At 61.7% G+C, this 25,638-nt stretch carries 23 protein-coding genes; 10 read left to right on the top strand and 13 right to left on the bottom strand.

Translation table 11 applies throughout. The features are described 5' to 3' along the window. Positions 1–25 precede the first annotated feature (25 nt). Complete coding sequence (locus tag BE0216_RS00300; RefSeq protein ID WP_158217230.1) at positions 26–175, top strand: hypothetical protein; 150 nt, start codon at positions 26–28, stop codon at positions 173–175. A 101-nt stretch (positions 176–276) separates the two neighbouring features. On the opposite strand, the gene BE0216_RS00295 is transcribed toward BE0216_RS00300, so the two are convergent. After that, positions 277–711, bottom strand: coding sequence for a nuclear transport factor 2 family protein (locus tag BE0216_RS00295; RefSeq protein ID WP_143147979.1), 435 nt, complete (start codon positions 709–711; stop codon positions 277–279). A gap of 147 nt (positions 712–858) precedes the next feature. Here BE0216_RS00295 and BE0216_RS00290 point away from each other — a divergent pair, with 147 nt between their 5' ends. Beyond that, complete coding sequence (locus BE0216_RS00290; protein ID WP_158217229.1) at positions 859–1,491, top strand: TetR/AcrR family transcriptional regulator; 633 nt, start codon at positions 859–861, stop codon at positions 1,489–1,491. A 90-nt stretch (positions 1,492–1,581) separates the two neighbouring features. On the opposite strand, the gene BE0216_RS00285 is transcribed toward BE0216_RS00290, so the two are convergent. The 3 genes from BE0216_RS00285 to BE0216_RS00275 form a co-directional block, all read right to left on the bottom strand. Continuing rightward, a complete protein-coding gene (locus BE0216_RS00285) occupies positions 1,582–2,742 on the bottom strand; it encodes a type II toxin-antitoxin system HipA family toxin (protein ID WP_226805654.1) in 1,161 nt (386 codons plus the stop codon). Then, positions 2,739–2,969, bottom strand: coding sequence for a helix-turn-helix domain-containing protein (locus BE0216_RS00280; RefSeq protein WP_226805801.1), 231 nt, complete (start codon positions 2,967–2,969; stop codon positions 2,739–2,741). Before BE0216_RS00280 ends, BE0216_RS00285 begins: the two co-directional genes overlap by 4 nt. A 92-nt stretch (positions 2,970–3,061) precedes the next feature. Beyond that, complete coding sequence (locus BE0216_RS00275) at positions 3,062–3,433, bottom strand: hypothetical protein (RefSeq protein ID WP_094637160.1); 372 nt, start codon at positions 3,431–3,433, stop codon at positions 3,062–3,064. Positions 3,434–3,552: 119 nt separating this feature from the next. Between BE0216_RS00275 and BE0216_RS00270 the strand changes: the two genes are divergently transcribed. After that, the gene (locus BE0216_RS00270; protein WP_094637159.1) at positions 3,553–4,527 is read left to right on the top strand and encodes an aldo/keto reductase; all 975 of its coding nucleotides are present in this window, start codon (positions 3,553–3,555) and stop codon (positions 4,525–4,527) included. A 409-nt stretch (positions 4,528–4,936) separates the two neighbouring features. On the opposite strand, the gene BE0216_RS00265 is transcribed toward BE0216_RS00270, so the two are convergent. Together BE0216_RS00265 and BE0216_RS00260 are read right to left on the bottom strand one after the other, a co-directional pair. Then, entirely contained in the window at positions 4,937–5,722 is a 786-nt protein-coding gene (locus BE0216_RS00265; protein ID WP_094637210.1) for an ABC transporter permease, read from the bottom strand. 16 nt (positions 5,723–5,738) lie between these two features. Then, entirely contained in the window at positions 5,739–6,605 is an 867-nt protein-coding gene (locus BE0216_RS00260) for an ABC transporter ATP-binding protein (protein WP_094637158.1), read from the bottom strand. Between the two features lie 124 nt (positions 6,606–6,729). On the opposite strand from BE0216_RS00260, the gene BE0216_RS00255 reads away from it, so the two are divergent. The 3 genes from BE0216_RS00255 to BE0216_RS00245 all read left to right on the top strand — a co-directional run bounded on the left by BE0216_RS00255 (position 6,730) and on the right by BE0216_RS00245 (position 9,317). Then, positions 6,730–7,455, top strand: coding sequence for a response regulator transcription factor (locus tag BE0216_RS00255; RefSeq protein ID WP_094637157.1), 726 nt, complete (start codon positions 6,730–6,732; stop codon positions 7,453–7,455). A gap of 55 nt (positions 7,456–7,510) precedes the next feature. Then, entirely contained in the window at positions 7,511–8,527 is a 1,017-nt protein-coding gene (locus tag BE0216_RS00250; RefSeq protein WP_158217228.1) for a sensor histidine kinase, read from the top strand. Between the two features lie 109 nt (positions 8,528–8,636). Beyond that, positions 8,637–9,317, top strand: coding sequence for a DedA family protein (locus BE0216_RS00245; protein ID WP_094637155.1), 681 nt, complete (start codon positions 8,637–8,639; stop codon positions 9,315–9,317). A gap of 79 nt (positions 9,318–9,396) precedes the next feature. On the opposite strand, the gene BE0216_RS00240 is transcribed toward BE0216_RS00245, so the two are convergent. Together BE0216_RS00240 and BE0216_RS00235 are read right to left on the bottom strand one after the other, a co-directional pair. Further along, positions 9,397–10,008, bottom strand: coding sequence for a cyclophilin-like fold protein (locus BE0216_RS00240; protein WP_094637154.1), 612 nt, complete (start codon positions 10,006–10,008; stop codon positions 9,397–9,399). Positions 10,009–10,375: 367 nt separating this feature from the next. Further along, positions 10,376–13,324, bottom strand: a complete 2,949-nt coding sequence (locus BE0216_RS00235) for a glycoside hydrolase family 3 N-terminal domain-containing protein (RefSeq protein ID WP_094637153.1) — start codon at positions 13,322–13,324, stop codon at positions 10,376–10,378. A gap of 259 nt (positions 13,325–13,583) precedes the next feature. Between BE0216_RS00235 and BE0216_RS00230 the strand changes: the two genes are divergently transcribed. The 3 genes from BE0216_RS00230 to BE0216_RS00220 are packed head-to-tail and all read left to right on the top strand — an operon-like array spanning position 13,584 to position 16,632. Beyond that, positions 13,584–14,315 (top strand): LytR/AlgR family response regulator transcription factor, encoded by a 732-nt coding sequence (locus tag BE0216_RS00230; protein WP_158217227.1) that lies wholly within the window; start codon positions 13,584–13,586, stop codon positions 14,313–14,315. A gap of 9 nt (positions 14,316–14,324) precedes the next feature. Beyond that, positions 14,325–15,716, top strand: coding sequence for a GHKL domain-containing protein (locus tag BE0216_RS00225; protein ID WP_143249317.1), 1,392 nt, complete (start codon positions 14,325–14,327; stop codon positions 15,714–15,716). A 31-nt stretch (positions 15,717–15,747) separates the two neighbouring features. After that, on the top strand, positions 15,748–16,632 hold the full coding sequence (locus BE0216_RS00220; protein WP_094637150.1) for a LysR family transcriptional regulator: 885 nt from the start codon (positions 15,748–15,750) through the stop codon (positions 16,630–16,632). On the opposite strand, the gene BE0216_RS00215 is transcribed toward BE0216_RS00220, so the two are convergent. The 4 genes from BE0216_RS00215 to BE0216_RS00200 form a co-directional block, all read right to left on the bottom strand. After that, entirely contained in the window at positions 16,618–19,380 is a 2,763-nt protein-coding gene (locus tag BE0216_RS00215; protein ID WP_094637149.1) for an ABC transporter ATP-binding protein/permease, read from the bottom strand. The two genes, BE0216_RS00220 and BE0216_RS00215, sit on opposite strands and share 15 nt — an antisense overlap. Before the next feature lie 238 nt (positions 19,381–19,618). Next, positions 19,619–21,949, bottom strand: a complete 2,331-nt coding sequence (locus BE0216_RS00210) for a RelA/SpoT family protein (RefSeq protein ID WP_094637148.1) — start codon at positions 21,947–21,949, stop codon at positions 19,619–19,621. A gap of 73 nt (positions 21,950–22,022) precedes the next feature. Further along, entirely contained in the window at positions 22,023–22,502 is a 480-nt protein-coding gene (gene dut / locus BE0216_RS00205; RefSeq protein WP_094637147.1) for a dUTP diphosphatase, read from the bottom strand. Further along, positions 22,502–22,795 (bottom strand): DUF4193 domain-containing protein, encoded by a 294-nt coding sequence (locus BE0216_RS00200; RefSeq protein ID WP_094637146.1) that lies wholly within the window; start codon positions 22,793–22,795, stop codon positions 22,502–22,504. The genes dut and BE0216_RS00200 overlap by 1 nt, the downstream gene beginning before the upstream one ends. A 155-nt stretch (positions 22,796–22,950) precedes the next feature. Here BE0216_RS00200 and sepH point away from each other — a divergent pair, with 155 nt between their 5' ends. After that, on the top strand, positions 22,951–24,030 hold the full coding sequence (gene sepH, locus BE0216_RS00195) for a septation protein SepH (protein WP_094637145.1): 1,080 nt from the start codon (positions 22,951–22,953) through the stop codon (positions 24,028–24,030). Between the two features lie 49 nt (positions 24,031–24,079). Here the strand turns inward: sepH and BE0216_RS00190 are convergent, their stop codons facing one another. Then, positions 24,080–25,390 carry an alkaline phosphatase family protein gene (locus tag BE0216_RS00190; RefSeq protein WP_094637144.1) on the bottom strand — a complete coding sequence of 437 codons (1,311 nt, stop codon included), beginning with the start codon at positions 25,388–25,390 and terminating at the stop codon, positions 24,080–24,082. Between the last annotated feature and the right edge of the window lie 248 nt (positions 25,391–25,638).

Genomic DNA, 25,638 nt, shown 5'->3' with positions numbered 1-25,638 from the left:
GCGCGCCGGCGGCTTCGGCGAATCGGTGGCGGCGTTCTACGGCCCCACCGGCGTGCGCACGCTCACGTACGGCGCCGACAAGGAGTTCACCGACCGGGAACCGTTGGACTCCCAGTATGCCCGTTATCGCCTGACCGCCGAACAGATTGTGGATGATATCGACAAGCTGCTGTGAGGCGATCAAGTCACATCCGGGATGCAGTTCAGGACCATGGGCCGCGATGTCGCTGATATCGGCGGCCCATCACTGCGCCGAACATGGCCGCGAACAGCGATTCAGCACAGCGCGGAATCAGACAGGGCCCAGCCTTCCACGACGCGCACGCCGCGTTCGTCCTTGTTGTCTTTGAACTTGACGAATTCCATGGTGTGCTGGAGGATCTCCGCCCCGGTGTCCAGATTCTTGACCTTCACCGTATACCTGATCGCGGCCCAGTCGCCCTTGATGATCATGTTGTCGAAAGCGCCGAGCTCCATGGTGAAGTGCTCGAACAGCTGTCCCATCATGCCCTTGTATTCCTCGAGCGTGCAGCGGCGCTGGGATCCGTTGAAGGGGATGTTGTAGTAGGCATCCGGCTCGTAGAGGGTGTTGCACCATTCCAGCCAACCGTCGTAGCCGCCGTTCCAATTACGGAATCCCGTCTCCAGACGGTCCTTGATCGCTTCCTCCATCGCGCTCGTCTCAGCGTAGTCGGCCATTGTGCATGCCATCCTTCCTTGGGGTTCATATTCCATATTGATTGCGTAAAGCCGGCCGCCTTCACCCTGCATTGTGTTGGGAACCGGACGATATTCAGTGTAGTTTTCACTGAAATACCAACATTCAGACACAATCTGACAATGTGTAAGGTATGCTGGATGAAAACCCGTGATTTTCCGCAGAAAAGCGAGCGCATCACAATGCAAGGCGAACATATCGCAGTCTCCGCACGCGAAAGACGCCCGTCCCAGGCGCGGGAGAAACTCATCCGCGCGTTTTGGCGACTGTATTGCACCGGCCCGATCGACAAGATCACCGTGCGCGAGATCACCGCGCTGGCGGGATACAGCCGTGCCACGTTCTACGAGTATTTCAGTGGCGTGCGCGACGTGCTCACACACATCGAGGACGAGTTCTTCGACCGCATCAACGCGATGGACCAGTCGCCGAACGAGGCGCCGTCGTATGAGCAGCTGACCGCGCATATGAGCGACATCCTGTCGTTCGCCGAGGAATATCAGGAGTATGTCGCCGTGCTGCTCTCCGACCGGGGCGATCCCTCGTTCTCGCGTCGGTTCAAAGACATGCTCAAACCCCTGATCGAGGCGAACCTGCCGGCCCAGGCTCCCAGATACGGGCGCGAACGCGATCTGGTATGCGAGTTCTACGCCTCCGCGCTGACCTCCACCATCGCCGCATGGCTCGCCGACCCGGGCGGCGTGCCCCTCGAACGTTTCATCGTCTTCCAGATGAACTACATCTTCCGAGGATTCTCACTGACGCAGGCGTAATGGAGCTCGGACACTCCCAGCATCGACATCGTCAAGGTCCGTCAGGTCGTATGGGCCGCACACATCAATCATATGAATCTGACGGACTCGTCAATCCTTCGGCGTGATGCCCGCCGAAGCGACGGCGTCTCGAATCTCGCCTGCGATGCTCAAACAGCGGGTACGAGTGATGCCCGCACGCACGCCGATGCCCACCATATCCACAACGGCGATTCCGTGTCCCTTGCCGGCAACCGCGGTGGTATGTTCCCCGTTGATGCCGGGATTTTCCGTCAGGTCGTAGGCGGGAGACAGTCTCCATCGTTCATGCCCAAGGTCATAGAGGTAGCTGAAGTTTTTTGCGTGGTCGTCACGGTTGCCGATGAACACGTTGAAACACATCAACCGGTATAGCCGCTCGCATTCCTCCGCGCTGTCGGTGATGCGCATGATCAATCGCATCAACAGACCGTAATCCAGATTCGCCAGACGATGCGATGTTTCCAATAAACCGCCGGCCGACACCATATGCACTTTGGACAGCCCCGAAGTCGTTCGCACCCTGTCAAACCGTTTCACGCCAAAATACCCCGAACATGTTCGGGATGGGAACAATCGCGTTTCGGGCATATCGATGCCACATGCTCGCGCAAGCGTTGACAATTCGTATTCCCGTTCCCCGATATCGGATGAATCCATCGACGACGGGAATTTGATGATCCAATCCTCGCCATCAACAGCGGTCATGATTTTAGGACGGGCGCCTCCGGACGAGCCGCCAAGCGCGAACAGCCGATCCAAGTCGTCGGAGTAGTCCGTTTCCAACAGTCGGGCGCATTCCCTCGCGATATCATCCAAGTCGGCGCATAGAGGCTCGTTCTCCAGTACCGCCTCAGGCTCGTACTCCAACGCACCCATTCCGCCGGAACCGACGATGGCGAGTCTTTGCAACAATCCCACCGCATAGGGATCCATGCCACGTTGACGCAACAGACGATCCGTCAGCAGACGACCCCATCCATCAGGCATGCTGTCATCGAACACGCCGAACATTCCGTTCAGCGGATCTCGCTTCGCCACGAACACCCCCTCACGGAGGGGAAGACTCAACGGGCTGATGGAAAATCCGTTGCGCAACCAGTCGGAATCGTACGAGAAGGCCAACGTTCGAGCGGCGGAAAGTACCAATGTTCCCACCGGATGCCCATCGAACCGCACATGGAGTCGCTGGACATCTGGCAATGCATCCACACGTGCCCCGCCCGTCATCATTCACCCCGTTTGCGAGCGGCCTCGACATCCTCGATGGTCGCATAGTACGGGTTCGCGAACAATGATTCGAAATCATTTTCGCATTGCAACGCAAAGGCTATGCTGACCAGCGAGGTCAGCGAAATCTCATGAAGCTGCTCAAACCGCCTCAGCGAACCGAGACTCACCCCGGACACGGAGGCAAGCTGCGCCTGACTCATATGCCGTTCCTTGCGACGCGCCACCATGCGCTCCGCGACACCAGCGGAGACATCCCCCGGCATTAATTCATCAAGCAATGTAAACATACTTATATATTAGCAATACCTAAGGATTTAATTTAAAAATACTCATATATAAGTAGTTCATCACCATTCATATTAAATGGACGCCGACGCAGCATGCGCTTGACGACGGCGATGAATCCTCTCACGCGATCATCCGGACGTTTGGCATATAGCAGTCCGTAGGGGACGCGCAGATCCCATCGCACGGGAACAGTGGTCAGCGAGGGGTGCACGCCCGACCAGGCGTCCAAGGTGAGCAGCAAGTCGCCGCTTTGCTCGCATCGGTTGAAGGTGTCCATGTCGTAGAAGCGATGCGTGCGTTCCACATCCAGTTCGGGATGGGCGTCGAGGAACGACTGGAACTCGCCCGGCGACTCCTGTTCGGGAACCATCAGATGACGCCCGCGCAAATCGTCGACTTCCAAGCGTCGTTCACATGTCTACAATGACAGCATCATTCGATTTCAACATGCGGGCCACACTCGACAAGCCCGACCACGTCAAGATGACCCACGCACACGCTTCGCAACGAAGGAGACCCGCAATGCGCACGCGCAAACTCAGGGATCTGACCGTATCCGAAATCGGCATGGGATGCATGGGATTCTCCCACGGCTACGGCCGCATCCCCGACGAGGAATACAGCATCCAGGCGATCCGCGCCGCCTACGAGCATGGGTGCACCTTCTACGACACCGCGGAGGTGTACAGCCCCAATCTGGAAGGCATCGGGCATAACGAACGCATCGTCGGCAAGGCGCTGCAGCCGATGCGGCGCGACGTCACGCTCGCGACGAAACTGTTCCTGCCGACCGGCGAGGCGCGACGCGACGGCGTGTACGCCACGCTGCGGCATCATCTTGAGGGATCCATGCGACGGCTATGCACGGACTACATCGACCTGTACTATCTGCATCACCTCAATCCCGACGTTCCGGTCGAGCAGGTGGCCGAAGGCATGGGGCGGCTCATCGAAGAAGGTCTGATCCGCGCTTGGGGCCTGTCCAACGTCGGCGTGCGGGCCATCGCGAAAGCCCATGCGGTGACGCCGGTTTCCGCGGTGCAGAACATCTATTCGATGATGGAGCGAGATTGCGAGGAGAGCGTCATCCCTTACTGCATGGAGCATGGGATCGGGGTCGTGCCGTTCTCGCCGATCGCCAGCGGATTCCTGTCCGGCAAGATCACGCCGCGGACGCGGTTCGAACAGGTGGACGACGTGCGCAACGTCGTGCCGCAATTGTCGCGGGAGAACATCGCGGCGAACCAGCCTCTAGTCGAGATCCTACGCGACTACGCGGCACGCAAGCACGCGACGTCCGCGCAGATCTCCCTGGCGTGGATGCTGCACAAGTATCCGAACGTCGTTCCCATTCCCGGTTCAAAAAACCAGTCGCGGATCCTCGAAAACCTCGACGCCGCGAACGTCGAACTGACGGCCGAGGAATTCGCCTCGCTGGAGCAAGCCCTCGACTCCTGCACCATACACGGCCATCGCGGCTGCGCGGAGACCGAATAGCTCTTTCTAAAGACGTTGAACGCGGTCGACAGTTCGGCACATATAATCGCATCTCCAGCTATCTGCGTTAGCGGTAGTGAATTCAAGGCCTTGCAAGCATCGATCTGCGTTAGCGGTAGTGTCCTTAATCCCGTAAGCCAAGTATGTTCGTTGGAACGCCGCGGAACATATCTGGTCTACGGTCCCGCAGACACTACCGCTAACGCAGATCGATGTTTGCAAAGGCCCAAATCCACTACCAGTAACGCAGATGCCCCTCAAACGCTTGATGTTACGCTGAACCGCTTTTAAATAACCCACTTTCAGCATGGACACTGCCACGGATTAATTCCGGTCACGCGGATATCGCACAACCATCAGGACAATTCCGACATACCGTCGCTACCGATAACGGCTGACCATGTGTTCGTCACACCAGCGGCCGGTATTGGTCGTCGGCGGTGAAGCAGGTTTTGTAGACCATCAGCATGATGAGACTGTCGGCGAGCAGGGTCAGCGCGGCGATGGCGGCGAGGATCACGAACTGGTATTTCGCGGCGTCGAGCGGATCTCCACCGGCGATGACCTGACCGGCCATCATGCCGGGAATGGTGACGATGCCGCTGGATGCCAGCGATGCGGTGGTCGGCAGCAGGCCGAGCCGGATCGATGAGACCACCGACGGCCGCGCCGCCTCCCACTTGCTCGCCCCGAGCGCCAGCAGAGTGTCGATTTCGTCGCGCCGTTCCCCCATGCTTTCATAGAACCGGCTCAATCCCACCGCCAGAGCGCTCACCGTATTGCCCAACAGCATGCCGGTGAGCGGCACCACCAATTGCGGCGCGTACCACGGTTGCGGACGGACGATGAGTTCCGCCACCAGGGCGATCATCATCGTCATCGTGACCACCAGGCTGAGCAGCACCGGCCCCGCGAGCCCCTTCGGCACGCCTTTGGCGCGCGAAAGCGTGATCTGCACGCCGGCGACCAGCATCACGGCGATCAGGGCGAACACCAGCCACGGATTGTTCGCCTTGATTACGAAGCCCATGACGAAACCCATCGCGCACAGCTGCAGTAGAGCCCTGCAGGCCGACCACAGCAGCGTGCGCCCCACGCCCATGCGCATGATGCCCGACACGGCCGCGGCGGCGACCACCATAAGCATCGCCACCAGCAGACCCCAGATATCGATGGAATAGGTCGTGCTTCCCATCAGCCCATCTCCCCCGTCATCGCATCGCGTGCGACGCCGCGACGGCCGCACCGACCGCGCCGCCAGCCATGTCACCGTCAGCACCGCCAGCAGCATCACCGTCCATGCCGGAGACACCAGCCGAACCGGCCGCGTCGGACAACACGCCGTCCGCCAGTCTGAGGATGCGCGACGCGCGGCCATCCGGCGGACGGTGGCGGATGCGCACCACCGTCATGCCGCGTCCGGCCGCTTCGGCCAGCACATCGGTCACCAGCCGCGCGTTATCGTCGTCCAGCCCGGCGTCGACCTCGTCGGCGAGCAGCACCGTCGGACGGGTGAGCAGCGTGCGCGCCAGGCTGACGCGGGCCGCCTGCCCGCCGGACAGATCATGCACAGGCCGGGAAAGGTCGACATCCGAGCAACCGACGGCGTCCAACAGCTCGCGAATCCGCCCGTCCGGCAGAAGCGAGCCAGTTTCCAGACCCGTCTCCAGACCCGCATGCGAACACAATTTTCCGAACCGGGCTTTCACGGAAGAATCCGCTTCCTTACGCACCGTCAGCGTCCACGGCAGACGGATCGCCTCGCCCACGCTGTCGCCGATCAGCGTCGGCTTCTGCGGCAGATAGGCCACACGGCGACGCCATTGTTGCGGCGCGAACTCCTCCGCCGGCCGACCCTCAAGCGTCAGCTCTCCGGCCGCATGCGGATTCAATCGGGCCAGAGCGGTCAGCAGACTGCTTTTGCCAGAGCCGGACGGACCGACCAGATCGACGATCTCACCCCGGCGAAGCGATATCGAAAGCCCTTGGAACACGCTTGTCACGCCATGCTCGGCCGGCATCGCGCATGACATATTCCGCGCGCGCAGCACCTCTTGCGACTCTTGCACCTCTTGCATAGGCACACCATACCGCCGCACGGCATGGCACGGCGTCTCCCCCGCGTTTCTTAGCGTATTCTTAGCGACAATTCCTTTGGATGGCACTAAGCGAAAACGGGCCCGACCCGGCGGAAGGAGAAGCATGGCGGATGATATTCAGAATCCCGCGAGCGCTTTGGCGCTCAGCGACCCATCGCGGCTGCTACTGCCCGCGGTACTGCTCATCGAAGACGACGAACGTCTGGGCGCCATGACACAGGAGATGCTCTCGGAGGATTTTCAGGTGTCATGGGCCCGAACCGGCGCCGAGGCGCGGGCGCTCCTGTCCGGCTCGCATTATGACGCGCTGGTCGTCGACCGCAGACTGCCTGACATGGACGGTTTGCGGATCGTCCGCGATCTGCGTGCGGCGGGCATGACGACGCCGGCGCTGATGCTCACCGCGCTCGCCGAGGTCGATGACATCGTCGCCGGGCTTGATGGCGGTGCCAACGATTATCTGACCAAACCGTTCCATTTCGCCGAGCTTCAGGCGCGCCTGCATGCGATGCTGCGTGGGTTCGCGGCACGGACCGTCACCATCGCCATCGGCGATTGGATGCTCGACACCGTCTCGTCACGCATCGAGGATCCCGACGGGCGGGGGCTTACGCTGACGCGGGCGCAGGTCGCGCTGCTCGCCACGCTCGCCGCCTCTCCCAACCATGTGTTCTCCCGCGAGGAACTGTTGCGCGAGGTGTTCGACGACGCCAGCGAGCCGAACACCGTGGACGTGTACGTCTCCTACATTCGTGGCAAAACCACGCGTTCAATCATCGAAACCGTGCGTGGGCGCGGCTACCGCATCGGCTCGCCCGAAGCCGACTGAAACCGAGGGAGGCCCTATGCGCGGTTTCGCACCATGGTTCAAGAAAGCGGCGGATATGGCATCGTCCATAGTCCGACCATCGTCGACGCGGACCGGGGAGCGCCGTACCATCGCGGACTCCATCAGCCTGCGTATGACGGTGACGGTGGGCGCGATCACCATCATCGGCGGTCTGCTGTTCATCGCCGGAGTGCTGCTGGGTTCGCGGCATGAGTTCTCGGAGCGAGGCATCGATCCCGACCGTATGGCCGTCGATGCGCAGTTCGGCGACGGCATGATGGTGATCGACACAGAAAAGGCGATTTTCTTCACCGTGCTGTTCGTGCTTGGCGTGATCGTCGCGGTCGCCGCGGCCGGTTGGTATTACTCGCGCAAGGAGGTGGCTCCGTTGGAGCGTGCGTTGCGGCTGCAACGTAATTTCGTGGCCGATGCCAGCCATGAGCTCAAAACGCCGTTGGCTGTGATCTCCACCCGCATCGACCTCATCGACTTCCGGCTCGCCCACGGCCAGAACATCGATGAGCCGCTGCGCGATCTGCGCGACGACGTGGATCGGATGAACGCCATCGTCACCGATCTGCTGACCGCCGCGCGTGGGGCAACGCATACCGAACCGGTGCGTATCGCGGATGCGGTGAGCCGGTCGGTCGACGCCGTCGCCCCGCTGGCCGAACGTCAGGGGGTGACCATTGTGCGGCATGACGACGCTTCGGATTCCCGGCTTGTTGTGGATGGCAATCTCACCGGCATATCGCGCTGTCTGGTGGCCGTTTTGGACAACGCCATCGCCCATTCGCCGCGCGGTCAGCAGGTTTCGGTCCGGATCGGATTCGGGCACCATGACGACGTCGCGATCCGCGTCATTGACCACGGCCCCGGCATTGGGGAGGATCCGGAACGGCTGTTCCAACGGTTCGCACGCAGCGACGACGGCACCACGCATCAGGGATATGGTCTCGGCCTCGCGCTCGCACGGGACGTCGCCAGCCGCTATCACGGATCAATCATCGTCGAGGAGTCCTCGCCGAACGGCACCACCATGCTGGTGCGTTTCCCGCTCGCCGAACAGTGATAAGCGCATAAGGCCACCGCGGCGCAAAGACCCGTGGCCGCGGTGGACAGCGCAAGGCCATCCCAAAATCTGAGTGGTATCTGAGTACTGGTCTCATAGGCTATGTCGCATGGCAGCAACAGCACTGATTCAAGAGTCGGCATCATCCATCGACACCCTGCAATACACCACCGGCACCGGTGGCGTCATCGACTCGATCACCACCTGGCTGGTCGATCTGATGGCCGCCATGGGCGGCTTCGGCACCGGCGTGGCCGTGTTTCTGGAAAACCTATTCCCACCCATCCCCAGCGAGGTCATCCTTCCTCTGGCCGGGTTCACCGCGGCGCAAGGCCATATGTCGCTGCCTGAGGCGATCATCGGCGCGACCATCGGCTCGGTGGCGGGCGCGTTGACGCTGTACGCCATCGCCTACGCCATCGGCGCCGAACGCATGCGCCGCCTGTTCGATTGGCTGCCGCTCACCGAGGCCAGCGACATCGACAAGGCGAACGATTGGTTCGAACGGTACGGGTCGCCGTCGGTGCTGGTGGGGCGTGTGATCCCCATCGTCCGCAGTCTCATCTCCATTCCTGCAGGCATCGCTTCGATGGGGCTCGCGTGGTTCGTCGCGCTCACCACGCTCGGCTCCGCGGTGTGGAACACCATGTTGGTGATGGCCGGCTATCTGCTCGGCTCGCGTTGGAACACCATCCTCGCCCTGCTCGACCGATTCCAGATTGTCGTCGCCATCCTGCTTGTGGCGCTGATCGTCTGGTATGCGGCCGTCAAGCTCAAGAGCGCCCGCTAATTCTCTCGGCGGTTTCGGCACATTCTTTCCTTAACAGAAACAAATAGAACATTTATCCCCGTTAACAGAAAAGATTGTTTCAGTTAGCGAAACTCACGGTCACGCTGCCGCCGCCCACGGCGTCGGGAAGGTCGGCGGCATCGTCGATGGAGGCGATGCGGGTGTAGGTGTAGGAGGTTTGGAAGGTCTCGTAGAACAGCACGAGGCAGTCGGAACCGAACAGCATCAGGTCGCCGGCATGGATGGTTCCGGGATTCGAGGCGTTCGTGGGCAGCTCCTCGTCGAGGTAATGGTATTTCTCGTTGCCGTGCAGATCGTCCATGCTCACGGTGAGCGGCAGCCGTTCGGCGAAGGCGCGGGCGGCTTGGGTGTCGGCCAAGGTCGCCGAGAAGGATTGTCCGTTGACGGTGATGGTGATGTCGTTCATTGTCCGCTCGCTTTCCGCAGTGTCGTCGTTTCCAGTATCGCCATTCGCTGTTGGAGCGTTGGTATTGGATTCGGATTGGGTTCCGACATCACCGGATTCGCTTTGCATCGCGTCCGATTGCGACGAGTCGGTTCCGGAACCGCCTTCCCTCGCCGATTCGTTCCGCGCGCCGCATCCGGCGGCCAGAAGCAGCACCGCGCACGCCAGCATGGCCGCCACCGCACGTAATACGACGACACCGCGAGAAATATTCAGTTGACCCATTGCGGCTCCTGAAGAGATGGTTGTGCCATATTGTTCGCCTGCCTTGGAAGCAAAATCATTGGAATCGCATTCAGCTTAGGCACCGCACGGCAGCCTTATCAAATACCTATGGACGATACCGACCCATATCCGCAAGGCATGAGTTGAGTGGACATCCAGAGCGAAGCGAGCCCCTCGTTCTTGATGTCATCCTGAGCGAGGCAAGCCTCTTGCGACGCCATCCCGAACAAAGAGACTTCCCTCTTGGCGTCATCCTGAGTGGAGTGAGTGAAACGAACGAAGTCGAAGGATCTCCACCGTTGTTAGGTAAGAGATCCTTCGACTTCGCTGCGCTCCGCTCAGGATGACACGAGAGGAAGCTACCGGATTATTCTGCGGACACCGTCACGGTCGCCTGACGACGCTTGAGGAAGCGGCGGATGGCCACGACCTCGGCGGCGATCAGCAGCACGCCCAGCACGCCGACGGCGGCGTAGTAGATGTACTGCCAGGTCGGAGTGGCGACCTCGGGCTGCCCATCCTCGTAGATCCAGCTGTTCACCGCGGTGTAGAGAATGTTGTGGGCCGCGTTGCGCATGGCGATCAAAGAGGTGGCACTGTGGTCGGTGACATGGTTGGTGGTTTCGATGGTGGCGAGCATCGCGTCGCCGCCGTTGCGGATGACCTGGTCCGCCACCATGTAACCATAGCCGCCGAAATAGTCGGTTTCCACGAATCCGCGGAATCCCCATTCGTCGCGCAGCACCGTGTTGAGCAGGCCCGAATGGGCACCGGCATAACGGGTGCCGATGTAGTTGTAGGAGCTCATCACCGCGGTGGCTTCGCCGTCCTTAACCGCCATCTCGAAGGGCTTCAGGTAGATCTCACGGATTGCCTGCTCATCGGCCCAGGTGCAGATCATGGAGTTGCGGTTGGTCTCCTGGTCGTTGAGCGCGAAGTGCTTGATGAAGCCATACACGCCCTTGCTGGCAGCAGCGGCGTTCTCGTTGGCGGCCATCACGCCGGAGAGCAGCGGATCCTCGGAGAAGTACTCGAAGTTGCGGCCCGCGTAGGCGGAACGGTGGATGTTCATAGCGGGTGCGTACCAGCCGGTCACATTCATCTCATGCGCCATATCGCCGATGATCTCACCGTATTCGGTGGCCAGATCCGCATTGAAGGTGTTGGCCACGACGACGCTGGCGGGCAGGCCGATGGAACCGACGCCGGTGAAGTTGTTGTTCAGCGCGGCGGGGCCGTCCACATCGGACTGCTGGGGCTTGTTGATTGCGGCAATGGCCACGGTCTTGTATCCGGTGTTCGCGATCAGCTCATCCATGTCGTCAAAGGTGAGCTGGTCGAGCAGGTCATCCCACATCGGATCGTCGTAGTCCTTGCCGTACAGATCGACCAGGTCGACGCCGTTGTCCGCGCCGGTGGTCGGCATCTCATCCGAATCGTCGTTCTCGTTCTCATAGTTCGAGGCGTTGATGAACGTGGCCTTGTATTCTTCGGACATGGAGTAGGTGCTCGGCGCGGCCGTGGCCTCATCGTAGTTGGCGAAGTGGTCGGCGCGCGACAGATAGGTCACATCGCCGGCGGCGTCATCGAACACATTGGTGACTTCGGCCTGGTCGCTGGAGCGCGTGTTCTCGCCGGAGTAGGTGACGGTTTCCGGAACGGTCACGGTCTGCTCCTCGATGATGGTGTGGGAATCGGACCGGATCGAAATGCCATAGTCGCCAGATTCGAGCACGTAGGCGCGGGCGTTCTGGTAATCGTAGGAGGCCATGTCCTCGTCGGAGAATTCAATGCTGATGGTCTGCGATTCGCCCGGAGCGAGCTCCTCGGTCTTCTCGAAGGCGATGAGGTTCGCGCTGGCCTTCTCGATGCCACCATTGCTGTACGGCGGATTGTAGTAGGCCTCGACCGCGTCCTTACCAGCCACGTCACCCGTGTTCGTCACGGTCACGTCGAAGCTGATCGTGCCGTCGGCAGCATAGCTCACCTCGTCCATCTCCTGCTCGAAGGTGGTGTACGACAGGCCATAGCCGAAGGGATACTGCACCACCGCGTCATAATCGATCGCGCCCTCGTCGGCGGCCGTCTCATAGTAGCGGTAACCGACGTAGACGCCTTCGACATAGTTCACGAAAGTGGGCGTATTGGTGCCGATGTATGAGGTCGCGCCGAACTCGTCCATATTGTCGTAGGCGAAGTTGCCGATGTTGTTGTACCACGGGGCGAGTGAGAAGTCATGCACGAAAGTGTCGGTGGTGTGGCCGGAGGGGTTCACGGCGCCGGTGAGGATCTCGCCGAGGGCAGCGAAGCCGGCTTGGCCCGCGGGCGGCGCCCACAGCACGGACTTGATCTGCGGATAGTCGTTCACGAAGTCGAGCGCGAAGGTGTTGGCGCCGTTGTAGATGAGCACCACATTGTCGAAGTTCTCGGTGACCAGGTCGAGCATGTCGGATTCGTTGTGCGACAGGGTCAGGTAACCTTGGTCGTCCTCGAAGTCCTTATAGTCGTTGGAGTTGTTGTGATAGACCTGACCGGCTCCCACCTGTCCGGCGACCCGATCCACTTCGCCTTGCCCGTCGGAGGACTCTTCGTCGGGCCCGGTCTGGGAGATGTCGCCCATGCGGTGTGGCAGGTCCGCGCCTTCGCCGCCGGAACGGGCGATCACGATGACCGCGGTGTCGGAGAAGTCACGGGCGTTGGAGAGCATGTCATCGGAATAGGAGGACACTCCCGGTTCCGGAAGGCTCCAATCCTGGCTGTACACGCCCATGGTCGGCCGTCCGGAGCGATAGTCGGTGTAGAACTGCGTCAGCTCGGTGTTCGTCTCGATGCCGGCGTTGTTCAGACTTTCGAGGATGGAGGTGGTGTCGTACTGGTCGTTGAGCGAGCCGGAACCGGAACCACCGTAAATCGGATTGGCAGAAGCCCATCCGAACACGTTCACCCGACCGGTCGCAAGCGGCAGCGCGTCGTCGTTGTTCTGCAACAGCACGGTGCCTTCGCGCTGGATGTCGACGGCCAGATCATTGGCGCGGACCGTCGTCTCCTCGGTCAGCTTTCCGCCGCCGGACAGCAGCGAAAGCGTGGCGTTCAACGGTCCGAACAGCATCATGCTCACAGCCACGATCATGGTCACGGCCGCGATGATCCAGGTCTCGCTGTGCACGAGCTTGCGCACACCCTGGTTCTTTACGGTGCGCTTGTTGACGATGAACGTGACCAGCAGCGCAGCCACCAGCGCCACTCCGACGACGATGAGCTGCGTGCGCAACGATGCAAGCACACCGATCACGTCGGCCATATTGATGCCTAACATGTTCTTCTCCTTCTGTGGGACTGGACTTATGGTTGGGAATCACCGCCGGGCTGCCATGCCCGGGCACAAGTCTGAATCACACGGCCTTCCACGTCTTTCCTTGTCATGGAGCCGAATGTCCGGTTTGTGCGTGGTGTTGAGTTCACCATAAAACGGTGCGAAATGCCGTATCGCGGTTTTTCACGAGCCGTCATCGTGGTCGCATAAGCCGTCTCATATCGGCCTCGGCCGACGGCCGTCACCGGCTAGAATGCCTACTATGGCATTGATTTCGATAGCGATCACCGATGACGTCGACGATGACGCCGCCATCACCGAGTCGATGGTATGGCGTTATTGCGCCGACCATCCGGACGAGGACATCCGTCTCGCCATCACCCGCTTCGAGGATGGCGCCGCGCTGCTGCGTTCCTATGACGACGCCGACCGCGGCCCCATCGACCTGATCTTCCTCGATGTGGAGATGCCCGGCATCGACGGTTTGGAGACCGCGCGTCTGCTGCGCGAAAGGGATACGCGCACGGTGATCGTGTTCACCACCAAAATGGCCCAATACGCCACGGTCGGCTACGATGTGGACGCCGTCGGCTATCTCGTCAAACCGTTGGAATATCCGGGCTTCGCGCTGAAAATGCGCAAGGCGTTAAGCATCATCGGCTCGCGCAAGGGCACGACCATCGCCATCAAATCCGACGACCACATGCATTTCCTCGACTCGCATGACATCCGCTATGTGGAGGTGACGGGGCACAACGTGCTCTACCACACCGCCACAGGCACATGGCGGGATTGGGGCTCGCTCAAAGCCACGGCCGAACAGTTGAACGGCCATGATTTCGTGGCGGCAAGCCGGTACTGCTTGGTCAATCTCGCTTGGGTGGAAGCCTTCGAGGGCGATACCGTGGTTGTGGACGGCGAGCGCGTCCCCGTCTCCCGCTCCCGCAAGAAACCGTTGATGCAGGCGTTGAACGCCTACTACAGGCGGGCATAGGTGGCCGTCATGCAGTTGCTGTTCTTTATGCCGTTTCTGGTGGAGTTCGTAGTCGGCGTGCTGCTGTTCGCAACGCGATTGGACTGGCATCGTCCCGTCCGCGCAGCCGCCGGCGCATGCGTGATGGTGGCCTTCAGCGTGGCGGCGGCCGGCACGCGCATGATATGGCCTTCGGTATGGACGGAGCCGTGGGGCAACGGAACGTTCATTCCCGTCATACGGTTTCTCTCAAGCGTCACGTTTTTCGCCTGCTGCGCGGCGTTGCTCGTCATATTGCTGCGTTGGATCTGCTCCGTGTCGTGGATGGAATCGTTGGTTATCGTCGCCGTGGGCTATTGCGCTCAGCATATCGCGTTCGCATGCGTGGCGCTTCTGCGCTCCATCGCGGGATCGCAGCTGTATGTCTACGATATGCGGCTGCTTCCTTTGCATCTGGTGGTGTTCGCCGTCGTCTACTGGCTGATTTGGTTGCTGGTGGCCCGTGATTTCGCTGTGGACGAGGAGAAGATCCGCGATACGAAAGCCCGCGTGCTGATGAGTCTTGGCGTGTTGGCGTTGGTGATTGTGTTCAATCAGGCGGTGGAGGAGCTCGTCGATGGCGAATGGATGGGATTCGTTCCTCAGATCATTTGCTACATATATGACCTGGTGTGCAGCGTACTCGCGTTCGCGCTGCTGCTCGCCGTGTCGAACAACGACCGACTGGCCAATGATCTGGCGGTGATTCAACAGATCAACCGGCTCAAGGAACAGCAGTATGAGATGAGCCGCGAGAACATCGAATTGGTGAACACCAAATTCCATGATGTGCGCAAGGATCTCGCGTCGCTGCGCAAAACGGCGCAGGAACTGCAGCGCGCGCAGGAGTCGCAGCCCGGCGACTCCCCCGTGCCAAGCATTCCCACCGAGGCGTTGGAGCGGATGGAGCGTTCGATCCGCGTGTACGATTCGATCTTCCATACCGGCAACGACGCGTTGGATACGCTGCTGACGGAGAAAAGCCTGTACTGCGCGCAGCATGGCATCACCCTGACCGCCATGGCAGATGGCAAACAGCTCGGCTTCATGGACCGCTCCGACGTGTACGCGCTGTTCGGCAATATCCTCGACAACGCGATCGAGGCGGTGACACTGCTGCCGGACGCCACCGACCGGCAGATCACCTTCGACCTGCGAGCCAACGGCCGTATGCTGCGCATAAGCGAGGAGAACTACTACACCGGCGAGGTGCGCATGGCGGACGGCCTGCCGCAAACCTCCAAGGGCGACAAACGCTTCCATGGCTTCGGCATGCGCTCCATCGCCCGACAAGTGGCGAAATACCAAGGCCAGCTCGACATCGCCACCGCCGACCACGTCTTCTCCCTCAACATCCTCATCCCCATTCCCACACTTCTATAATCGAACCGACCATACTTCCGGAAGGCCACTCATGAATCTGCGAGTTCTGCGGTATTTCCTCGCCGTCGTCGAAGAGGAAAGCATCACCGGCGCGGCCGACATCCTCATGATCTCCCAACCCACGCTCTCCCGCCAACTGCGCGAGCTCGAGGAGGAACTCGGCAAGCAGCTGTTCATCCGCGGCAGCCGCACCATCACCCTCACCCCGGAAGGCGAGCTATTGCGCGACCGTGCACAGGAGATCATCGAACTGACCGACCGCACCAAAACCGAACTGACCGAAATGGACGAGCCGGTCGGCGGTCCGGTGTTCATCGGCGCAGGAGAAACCGATGCGATGCGTCTGCTCGCGCAGGCCGCGAAAGACACCCGCGACAGGTATCCTCGTGTGCGTTTCCACATGTACAGCGGCGATGCCGCGGACGTCGTCGCGCAACTCGATGCGGGACTGCTGGATTTCGCCGTATTGTTCGAGCCGTGGGACACGACCAAGTTCGCCTGCGTGGATTTTCCCGCCGCCGACGTATGGGGCGTGCTCATGCGCCGCGATGATCCGATGGCGGCACGTCACGACATCACCGCCGACGATCTGAAAACCATGCCGCTGCTCGTATCGCGGCAGACGCGCTTCGACCGCGAATTCGGAGCGTGGGGTATCACCGGCGAGCAGGATCTCACTATCGTCGGCACATACAATCTGCTGAACAACGCCGCGCTGATGGTGTCGGAGGGGTTGGGCTACGCGCTCACGCTCGACCGCATCATCAACATCAGCGGAGACAGCGACCTGACGTTCCGTCCACTCGCGCCGCGACTGGAGGCCAAGCTCAGTCTGGTGTGGAAAACCAACCGTCGTCTCTCGCGCGCGGCCGCAGCGTTCCTTGAGTCCGCGCGCGAACGTCTACTCGGTGCGTAGCGCGGTGGCGGGATCTTGCTTGGCGGCCTTGCGCGAGGGGATGATGCCGCCGATCAGGGTGAGCACCACGCTCAACACCACCAGCACCACGCCGGCGACCGGACTGAGCGCGGCGTTCACCTCATCCGTCTCCATGAAGTAGTGCAGAATCGAGTTGATGGGGAAATTCAGCAGCACGGTCAGCCCCACGCCGAGCAGGCCGGAGCATAGGCCGATGATGCCCGTCTCCGCGTTGAACACCTGCGAGACGTTGTGCTTCGAGGCGCCCATGGCGCGAAGGATGCCGATCTCCTTGGTGCGTTCCAGCACGGAGATGTAGGTGATGATGCCGATCATGATCGACGAGACGACCAGCGACACCGACACGAACGCGATGAGCACGTAGGAGATGACGTTGACGATGGTGGTCACCGAGCTCATCAGCAGGCCCACGTAATCGGTGTAGGTGATCTTGTCGTTCTCGTCGGCCGAGGCGTTGTAGTTCTCGATGGCCTGGGAGATGCCGTCTTTAGCTTCGAAGCTGTCGGTGTAGATGTTGATGGCGCTGGGAGCGTCGCGACTGACCACGCCGAACGCGGCGAGGTTGTCGTCGTAGGTGCCGGTGGAGATGTAACGGTCGTAGATCGTCACAAGCACGTCATCGCCGGCGGTGGCCAGATATTGGTCGAAGCTGTCGGCGATCTGCTGTTCGCTCATCGCGGCCAACTGCGCGGAGTCCATGGACGAGCCCATGATGCTGCGGGCCATGCTCGCCTTGTCGCTCACATCCAGCGAAGCCACGTAGGTGCGCGCATCCTGGGCTTTGGCGGCGTCGTCGGCCGGGGAGAACTCCAATCCGTTGAGCACGCTGTGGTCGGGGTCGGCCTGCTGTTCGGTGACGATGGCGCTGGAGTCGGTGTGGTCGATGAGATCGTCGGTCAGCGCCCGCGTGTAGCCGATGCCGGGGCTGAGCAGCGTGGTCTGCGCGTCCTCGACGGGTTTGACCACGCCGACGATCCTCAGCGAGGTGCCGGTGCCGGAGTCGACGAGCTGCGTGATCTCATCCGCGTCGTCGCCGATGTAGCGCCAGTGGCCGGAATCGTCCTTGACGTACTGGTCGCATGCGGGAATCAGCGTAATCGTCTGGTCGAGCGCGGTCGCATAGTCGAGTTTGTCGGTGGTGGTCTCGACCTCCTCGTCGGCGTTGAGCTGGTCCATCATCGTCTGATAGTCGCTGGCCGGCAGCAGACCGAGCTCGTAGAGGGTGGTCAGCGGGATCTCGTTACGCTCGTTGAGCACAAGCACCACCTCGTCCGCGCCGGTTGGCCATGCGCCGTCGACCACCTCGTAGTTGTCGGTGACGACCTGACTGATCAGCGTCTCCTCGTCCGCGCCGGGCATGATCTCGCTGAACGAGCTGGGTGCGGCGTTCTCATCCGTTTCTCCGGTGAGCATCGACATGGAGCTCGTCGACGACGAGTAGGGGGTGCTGGTGGCCATCTGCGCGGCCATCGAGTCATTCGAGGCGCTCTCCCCCACGGTCACGCCGTCCGTATTGACCAAAGTGCCGTCGGGATCGTGCGTGTATGCGGAGAATTTCACGTCATATGAGTATTGGATGCCGTTGCCGCCCACGTATTGGTGGATTTCGCTGTCGGGATCGTCGAGGTATTCCTTGAACGCGGTCAGATTGTTCTCGCTGATGGAGGTGGTGAGCGTGGAGGCCCGCTGGATGCTGGAATCGTCCGGATAGATGCCGTCGTTGGCGTGGTCGGCCCCTTCCTCACCGCCGCCCGCCGTAGCGCTTTGGCTCATCAGACTGCTTAGGTCGATGGACTGTTCCTCGATGGTGATGGGGTACGAGGTCATCGTCTCGCGTTGGATGTCGTCGATGTAGGTGTTCACGCCGTTCGAGACGGACATGATGAGCGCGATGCCGATGATGCCGATGGATCCGGCGAAGGACGTGAGGAAGGTGCGCGCCTTTTTGGTGCCGAGATTGTTCAGGCTCAGCGACAGGGCCGTAGTGAAGCCCATCGCGGCCTTGCCCATGGTGCGGTGCACCGGCTCGCCCGACTGCTGGCCCGTCACCTCGAACGGGTCGGAGTCGCTGCGGATCGACCCGTCGCGCAGCTCCACGATGCGCGTGGCGTACTGCTGCGCGAGTTCGGGATTGTGCGTGACCATGACGACGAGACGATCCTTGGCCACCTCTTTGAGCAGGTTCATGATCTGCACGGAGGTGTCCGAGTCGAGCGCGCCGGTCGGCTCGTCGGCCAGCACGATGTCGGGATTGTTGACCAGGGCGCGGGCGATGGCCACGCGCTGCATCTGCCCGCCGGAAAGTTGGTTGGGTTTCTTGTTGATATGCTCGCCAAGGCCGACCTGTTTGAGCGCACGGCGGGCGCGGTGTCGTCGCTGCGACTTCGAGACGCCGGAGATGGTCAGCGCGAGCTCAACATTCGACAGGATGGTCTGGTGCGGGATGAGGTTGTAGCTTTGGAACACGAAACCGATCGTGTGGTTGCGGTAGGAGTCCCAGTCGCGGTCCTTGTACTGCTTGGTGGAGATGCCATTGATCACGAGGTCGCCGTCATCGTAGCGGTCGAGACCGCCGATGATGTTGAGCAACGTGGTTTTGCCGGAGCCGGAGGGGCCGAGGATGGCCACGAACTCGTTGTCGCGCAGGTTCAGGCTGACGCCGTCCAGAGCCTTCTGCGTGAAATCGCCGACACGGTATTGTTTGGAAATGGACTTGATTTGCAGCACGAATTCCTCCTTGGGCCTATGGGAGAGGATACCAAATGGGCCCCCACCCGCTCTTCGCCGGAGGCGAAGTCGCACAAAGACATTCGGACTGCCCATCCGTGCGACTTTTCGTTACAGTTCCGCACACGCCCGCACAGCACGGGTTTGGCGGAATCTCAGCGAAACAGCACCCCGAATGTTCGTTTCGGTCGCGTTTTAGGGTCGCACGGCGCGCCTCGGGTATGGAGTCCGTGCGCCGTCAGCTCTTCATCTTACGCAGCCGAGGCTCGGCGGAGTCCTTGGCTCCGGTGATGCGATACACGTCGAACACGCCTTCGATCTTGCGCACGGCGGCCAGCACCGTGTTGAGATGCTGAGGATCGGCCATTTCGAAACTGAACTGGCTGATGGCCACACGGTCCGACCCCGTGGAGATCGATCCCGAGATGATGTTCACTCCGTGGTCGGCCAGCACGCGGGTCACGTCGCTCAGCAGATTGCGGCGATCCAAGGCCTCGATCTGGATTTTGACCATGAACACACCCTTGGTGCTGGTCCATTCCACCTCGATCACACGCTCCGGCTGGCGTTCCTGCAGATCGATCATGTTCTGGCAGTCGGCGCGGTGCACGGACACGCCCTGGTTGCGAGTGATGAAGCCGATGATCTGATCACCCGGAACCGGCATGCAGCAGCGCGCGAGTTTAACCCACACATCGCCCACGCCTTTGACGGACACGCCTGTGGAACTGGTGGTGGACCGGCGTTCCACCGGCTTCAATGGCAGGGCCTCCTGCTCCACCTCCTCGTTCACCTCGTCGGCGCCCGCGTCCTTGATGAGGTGGGAGATCACATTCTGTGTGGAGATCTGCCCCTCGCCGATGGCGGCGAATACCGCGTCGGCGTTGGCGAAATTGAGATCGTCGGCGATGCCGACCAGCGCTTCGGCGGTCAGCAGCGTGTTGATCGGCAGGTTGCGTTTGCGCATGGCGCGCACCAGCTCGTCGCGTCCCTCCTCGATCGCCTCGGATCGGCGTTCCTTGCTGAACCACTGGCGGATCTTGTTGCGGGCCTTCGGGCTTTTCACGAAGCTCAGCCAGTCGCGCGAGGGTCCTGCCGCATCGGACTTGGAGGTGAGCACCTCGACGGTATCGCCGTTCTCCAGCTTGGTGTCAAGCGGCACCAGACGGCCGTTGACGCGCGCGCCCATGGTGCGGTGGCCGACCTCCGTATGTACGGAGTAGGCGAAATCGACCGGCGTGGCGTCGGCCGGCAGCGAGACGATTTTGCCTTTCGGCGTGAACACGTAGACCTCGGCCGCGCCGAGATCCTCTTTCAGCGAACCGAGGAACTCGTTGGAGTCCGGAGTCTCCGACGTCCAATCGGCGAGCTGCTGGATCCACTTGAGATTGTCGGCCTCGCTCAATTCCTGCGTTTCGACGTTCTCGCGTTGGCGGTCGGCCTTGTCCGGCGAGCTGAGCGCGCGTCCGGCCTGGCCGTTCTCCTTGTACTTCCAGTGCGCGGCGATGCCGAATTCGGCGCGGCGATGCATGTCCCATGTACGGATCTGGATTTCGACCGGCTTGCCGCCCGGCCCCACCACCGTCGTGTGCAGCGACTGGTACATGTTGAGCTTCGGCATGGCGATGTAGTCCTTGAACCGGCCCGGAACCGGATTCCACCGCGCGTGCACGGCACCCAACGCCGCATAGCAGTCCTGGATCGTGTCGACGATGATGCGCACGCCGACCAGATCGTAGATGTTGGAGAAATCATGGCCGCGCACGATCATCTTCTGGTAGATCGAGAAGTAGTCCTTCGGACGGCCGGTCACGTATCCGCTGATATGCTGCTCGTCGAGATCCTCGTTGATCTCGGCCAGGATCTGCTTGAGATACACGTCCCGCTGGCCGGCACGACGCGCCACCAGCACCACGATCTCGTTGTAGATCTTCGGATAGAGGACTTTGAAGCTCAGCTCCTCCAGCTCGGTTTTGATGGCGTTCATACCGAGCCTGTTGGCCAGGGGGGCGTACACGTCGAGCGTTTCGCGCGCCTTCTTCTGCGCGCTGGAGGTTTTCACGTAGCGCCAGGTGCGCGCGTTGTGCACGCGGTCGGCGAGTTTGACGACGAGCACGCGCACGTCGCGGCTCATCGCCACCACCATTTTGCGGATGGTCTCCGCCTGGGCGGAATCGCCGTATTCCATTTTGGACAGCTTGGTGACGCCGTCGACCAGACCGGTGATGGTGTCGCCGAACTCCGCGCGGCATTCCTCCAACGTGTAATCGGTGTCCTCCACCGTGTCGTGCAGCAGGCCCGCCGCCACGACGATCGGCCCCATGCCCAGATCCGCGAGGATCTGCGAGACGGCCAGAGGATGGATGATGTACGGCTCTCCGGATTTGCGGCGCTGGGGCGAATGCTGGATGACGGCGCGGCGGTAGGCGCGTTCAAGCACCGACATATCCTCGTCGGGATGGTGCGCCTGGCACACCTTCAGGATGGGATCAAGCGGATTGAGCGGATCGGCGCTGATCTCGCAACCCAGCATGCGGGCGGCATACTGCTCCTCAGTCTCCTCGGTCATGCCAGTCACCTCCCTCGTGCGTTTCCAACCATAGTACGCGCATGCACGTCCCGTACCACGCCGTCGCGGAACGTCAGTCCGTCGCCACTCCGGTCGATCCGAAGCCGCGTTCGGCGCGATCCGAGCCGGGCAGCGTCTCAGCCTCGACGAACCGTGCCTCGACGTACCGTTGGATCACCAGCTGCGCGATACGGTCGCCGGGCTGGAACACCGCGGTGTGTTCGGGATCGAGATTGATCAGCGGCACCTTGATCTCGCCGCGATAGCCCGCGTCCACGGTGCCGGGCGCGTTGAGCACGGTCACCCCCTGCTTGGCGGCCAGACCGCTGCGTGGATGGACGAGCGCCACATAGCCCGCGGGCAGGGCGATCGCCACGCCGGTCGGCACCAGAGCACGCTCGAAGGGCTTGAGCTCGACCCGAACCGTGGTGATCAGGTCCGCGCCGGCATCACCCGCATGCGCATAGTACAGCCGCGCGGGATGGTCGGGGTCCAACGACTTGACGAGCACTTCGGTGTTCTCCGGCTCGTTGTAGGCCACGTCGAAGGTCATCAGGCGGCGCACTCCTCGCACACCGGCTGTCCGTCGGCGTCCACGGTCGCCAACTGGCTGCGGTGCTTGACCAGGAAGCACTGCGAGCAGATGAACTCGTCGCCCTGCATCGGGATCACGGTCACCGAGGAGTCCTCGTTGCTCAGGTCGGCACCCGGCAGCTCATAGTCCTCGGCGATGGCGTTCTCGTCGTCGTCGATATCGCTCGACGAGCTCTGGGCGCTTTTGCCCAAAGCCTGCAGCGACTCCTCGTCCTCGTCCTTGTTGCGGGGAGAATCATAATCCTGTGCCATTATGGTTCCTTTCATCGGTTCCAACGCGACTGGGCGCCGAAACAAAACACGCCTTTACTCGCCCATAGGATACACGATTTGAAATACTCGTAAAGTTCGACACGTGGGGCATACTTGAAGAAGTAATGTTCCACAGCATGGAAAGTGGTGCGCATATGCCCCAGGATCGGCTTGAAGAAGCCCGCTTCGATCACGTTGGAGAGACGGGCGAGCTCGTGTTCTCTTGCGGCGGACAACTGTTCGCCGTCACGGTGGACGATGCCCTGGAACACGCCATTCTCGAGGCCAAGCAACTCGCCAGCGAACACCAGCGGAACAGTCGACAGCCCCGACAGCAGACCGTACTGCCCATTTCACAGATCCAGTCGCTGATTCGCGCGGGTGCCGATCCGACGCGCGTGGCCGAACGCTACGAGCTGAGCGAAGCGTTGGTCCGTCGTTTCTCCGCGGCAGTGGAAACCGAGAAACAGTACGCCATCGAACAGTTCCTCAGCGTTCCCGCGCCCAAGGAAAGCAAGGTGCGCACGCTCTCCGAACTGGTGGAACGCACGTTGGCCTCGGTGGGCATCGGTATGGAATCGGTGGTATGGCGCGCCACCCGCCGCGGTCTTGAGCCGTGGCACATCACCGCGCAGTTCTCCACCGCGGGGCGCACCGCCAAAGCCGAGTGGACGTGGGATATGCACGACAATTCCGTCGCCAGCCTGAACAACACGGCCCGCAAACTGCTGGGCGAGCAGAATCTGAACGCCGGCGCCGACGCCTCGCCTGACGCGCCGATGCCGACGCTGCCGGGCGATTCCGTCAGATCGGCCCGTATCGAACGCGCCGTCTCCGCATGGAACACTCCCAAGCCGACTTTGCCGGCGGCACGGCCCGAAACACGCCAGCAGGCCTCTCCGAATATCGGACGGGATCAGTCCACGAGCGTGCCGAATCCGGCGGATGAGACGGAAGCCGACGAACAGCCGCAGCAATATCCGGGAGGACTGACGCAACCGGATATCATGCAGACCCTGGCGGAGATCTCCCATGAGAGCGACGCGCGCGGAACGGCTCCCGACACCACTCCTGCGGAACGTCCCGCCGCCGTGCAGAACACGACCGAAGCGTCCACGGACGGGTCCGCCCCCGAAACGCGCGAGCAGACCCCCGCCGCTGGAAAACCCGCCGCCAAGCGCAAATCCGGACGTTCCGCCGTGCCCAGCTGGGACGAGATTCTGTTCGGAGACTGAGCCAGACCGGCCGTCACCACCCGTCCACCAATGCAAACGAAGAACCCGCTCACACCACGTCGACGAGACAGGGAATATCCATTTCCAGACGTGTCTGCGAGCCGTGGACGCTGGGCAGTCGCGTGGCCTTCTCCGCCTGCGAGCGCGAATCGACGATGGTGACCGCGCCCGTGGCCTGCACGAGCACGTCGCCGATCATCGGCAGCACGCGCGCGTCCACAGATCCGAACACCCCCTGTTCGACAGCCTGCGTTTTGGTGCGCACCAGAGCCCTATCGCCGAGGAAATTCGTCCATCGCGCGGCCAATTCCTCGGGCGAGGTGTGCTGATCCGCGTATAGCATCACCGAACGCGGTTCTCCCCCGACGAGTTCCACGCCTTGGGACAGACGCGGCTCTTCGGCGATGTCGATGCGTTCGTCGGGATCGGCACTGACCATGCCGTGGTCCGCGGTGACCAGGATCAGCGTGCCGGCGGGCGCGCTGCGCCGCAGCAGCCCCAGTTGCGCGTCGATGCGTTCGAAGGTGGCGATCCACTGGTCGGAGTTCCAGCCATAGTTGTGCCCGACCTTGTCGGCGTCGCGGATGTAGAGGTAGCTCAGCCCCGGGGTCGCGGCGGCTTTGCATGCGGCAAGCACGCGGTCCCGCGGCGTCACGCTGCCGATATAGTCGGAGCCGCGCAACGCGGCCTGGGTGAGCGGTGAGTTGGCGAATTTGGGCAGGCCGGAGCTGGTGACACGCACGCCACGCTCACGCAGCCGTTCGAATATGGTGGCTTGGCGTTGCAGGTCGGCGGGTTCCAACGCCTCTTTGAATTGGATGAGCTGGCTGAGTTGGCCTGTGAGCGGGTTCCTCTGCGTGTAGCCGGTCATACCGGTCAGTCCAGGGCAGGTGCCGGTGCCGAAGGTGGCCATCGCGGCGACCGTGGTGCTGGGCGCGCATGTGGAGATGGGACGCTGGTTGGCGGCGTCGTTCATCAGCGAGCGCAATGTGGGCGCGTGGCCCAGTCTCATGGCGATGTTCCAGTAGCCCAGTCCGTCCACCAGCACGACAATGGCGGATTTCACGTCGGGCAGTCCCAGCGTGGTCTGCAGGCGGCGCGGATCGGCGTGCACCGCGGTGGCGGCTGGATGTCCGATGGCGGAGGATACGGCGGGCAGCAGCGACGACAGGTGCAGCGCGCCGCCTCGGAATTCCTCTTGGGCCGCCTCTCGCGGCGCGTTTGACGACATATGCGACGACGTATGCGACGACTCGTTGGAGGTGTCACCGCGTCCGTCGCCGCCCGGCGACGCATCCCCATACCGCGCGGTGGGCACCAAACGCAATAATTCTTCCATTTCCGGCACTTCGACGCTCATAATCCCACATTCAAGCACAACGACTTCCCTCCCGAGGGGACCGTTCCAAACGGTTTGGCGAGTTTGGTGTGCGCTCCTGCCGATACTTCGAACCGACCTCTACGTCATTGCGCCGTTTTGCGCGGGTCGCCCCCTAGGCCACGCGCGTTTTTCGGCAATCGGACACACCAAACTCGATGTCGGTTTTTTGCGGGCGCTTTGGCGGGCCTTTCGGACACCCCGTTGTCGCCGATTCGCGGCTTTGGGGC

The organism is Bifidobacterium eulemuris (assembly GCF_014898155.1).
Classification (GTDB): domain Bacteria; phylum Actinomycetota; class Actinomycetes; order Actinomycetales; family Bifidobacteriaceae; genus Bifidobacterium; species Bifidobacterium eulemuris.
Note: the sequence above shows the minus strand (reverse complement) of the source record. Positions and strands in the feature narration are given on the sequence as shown.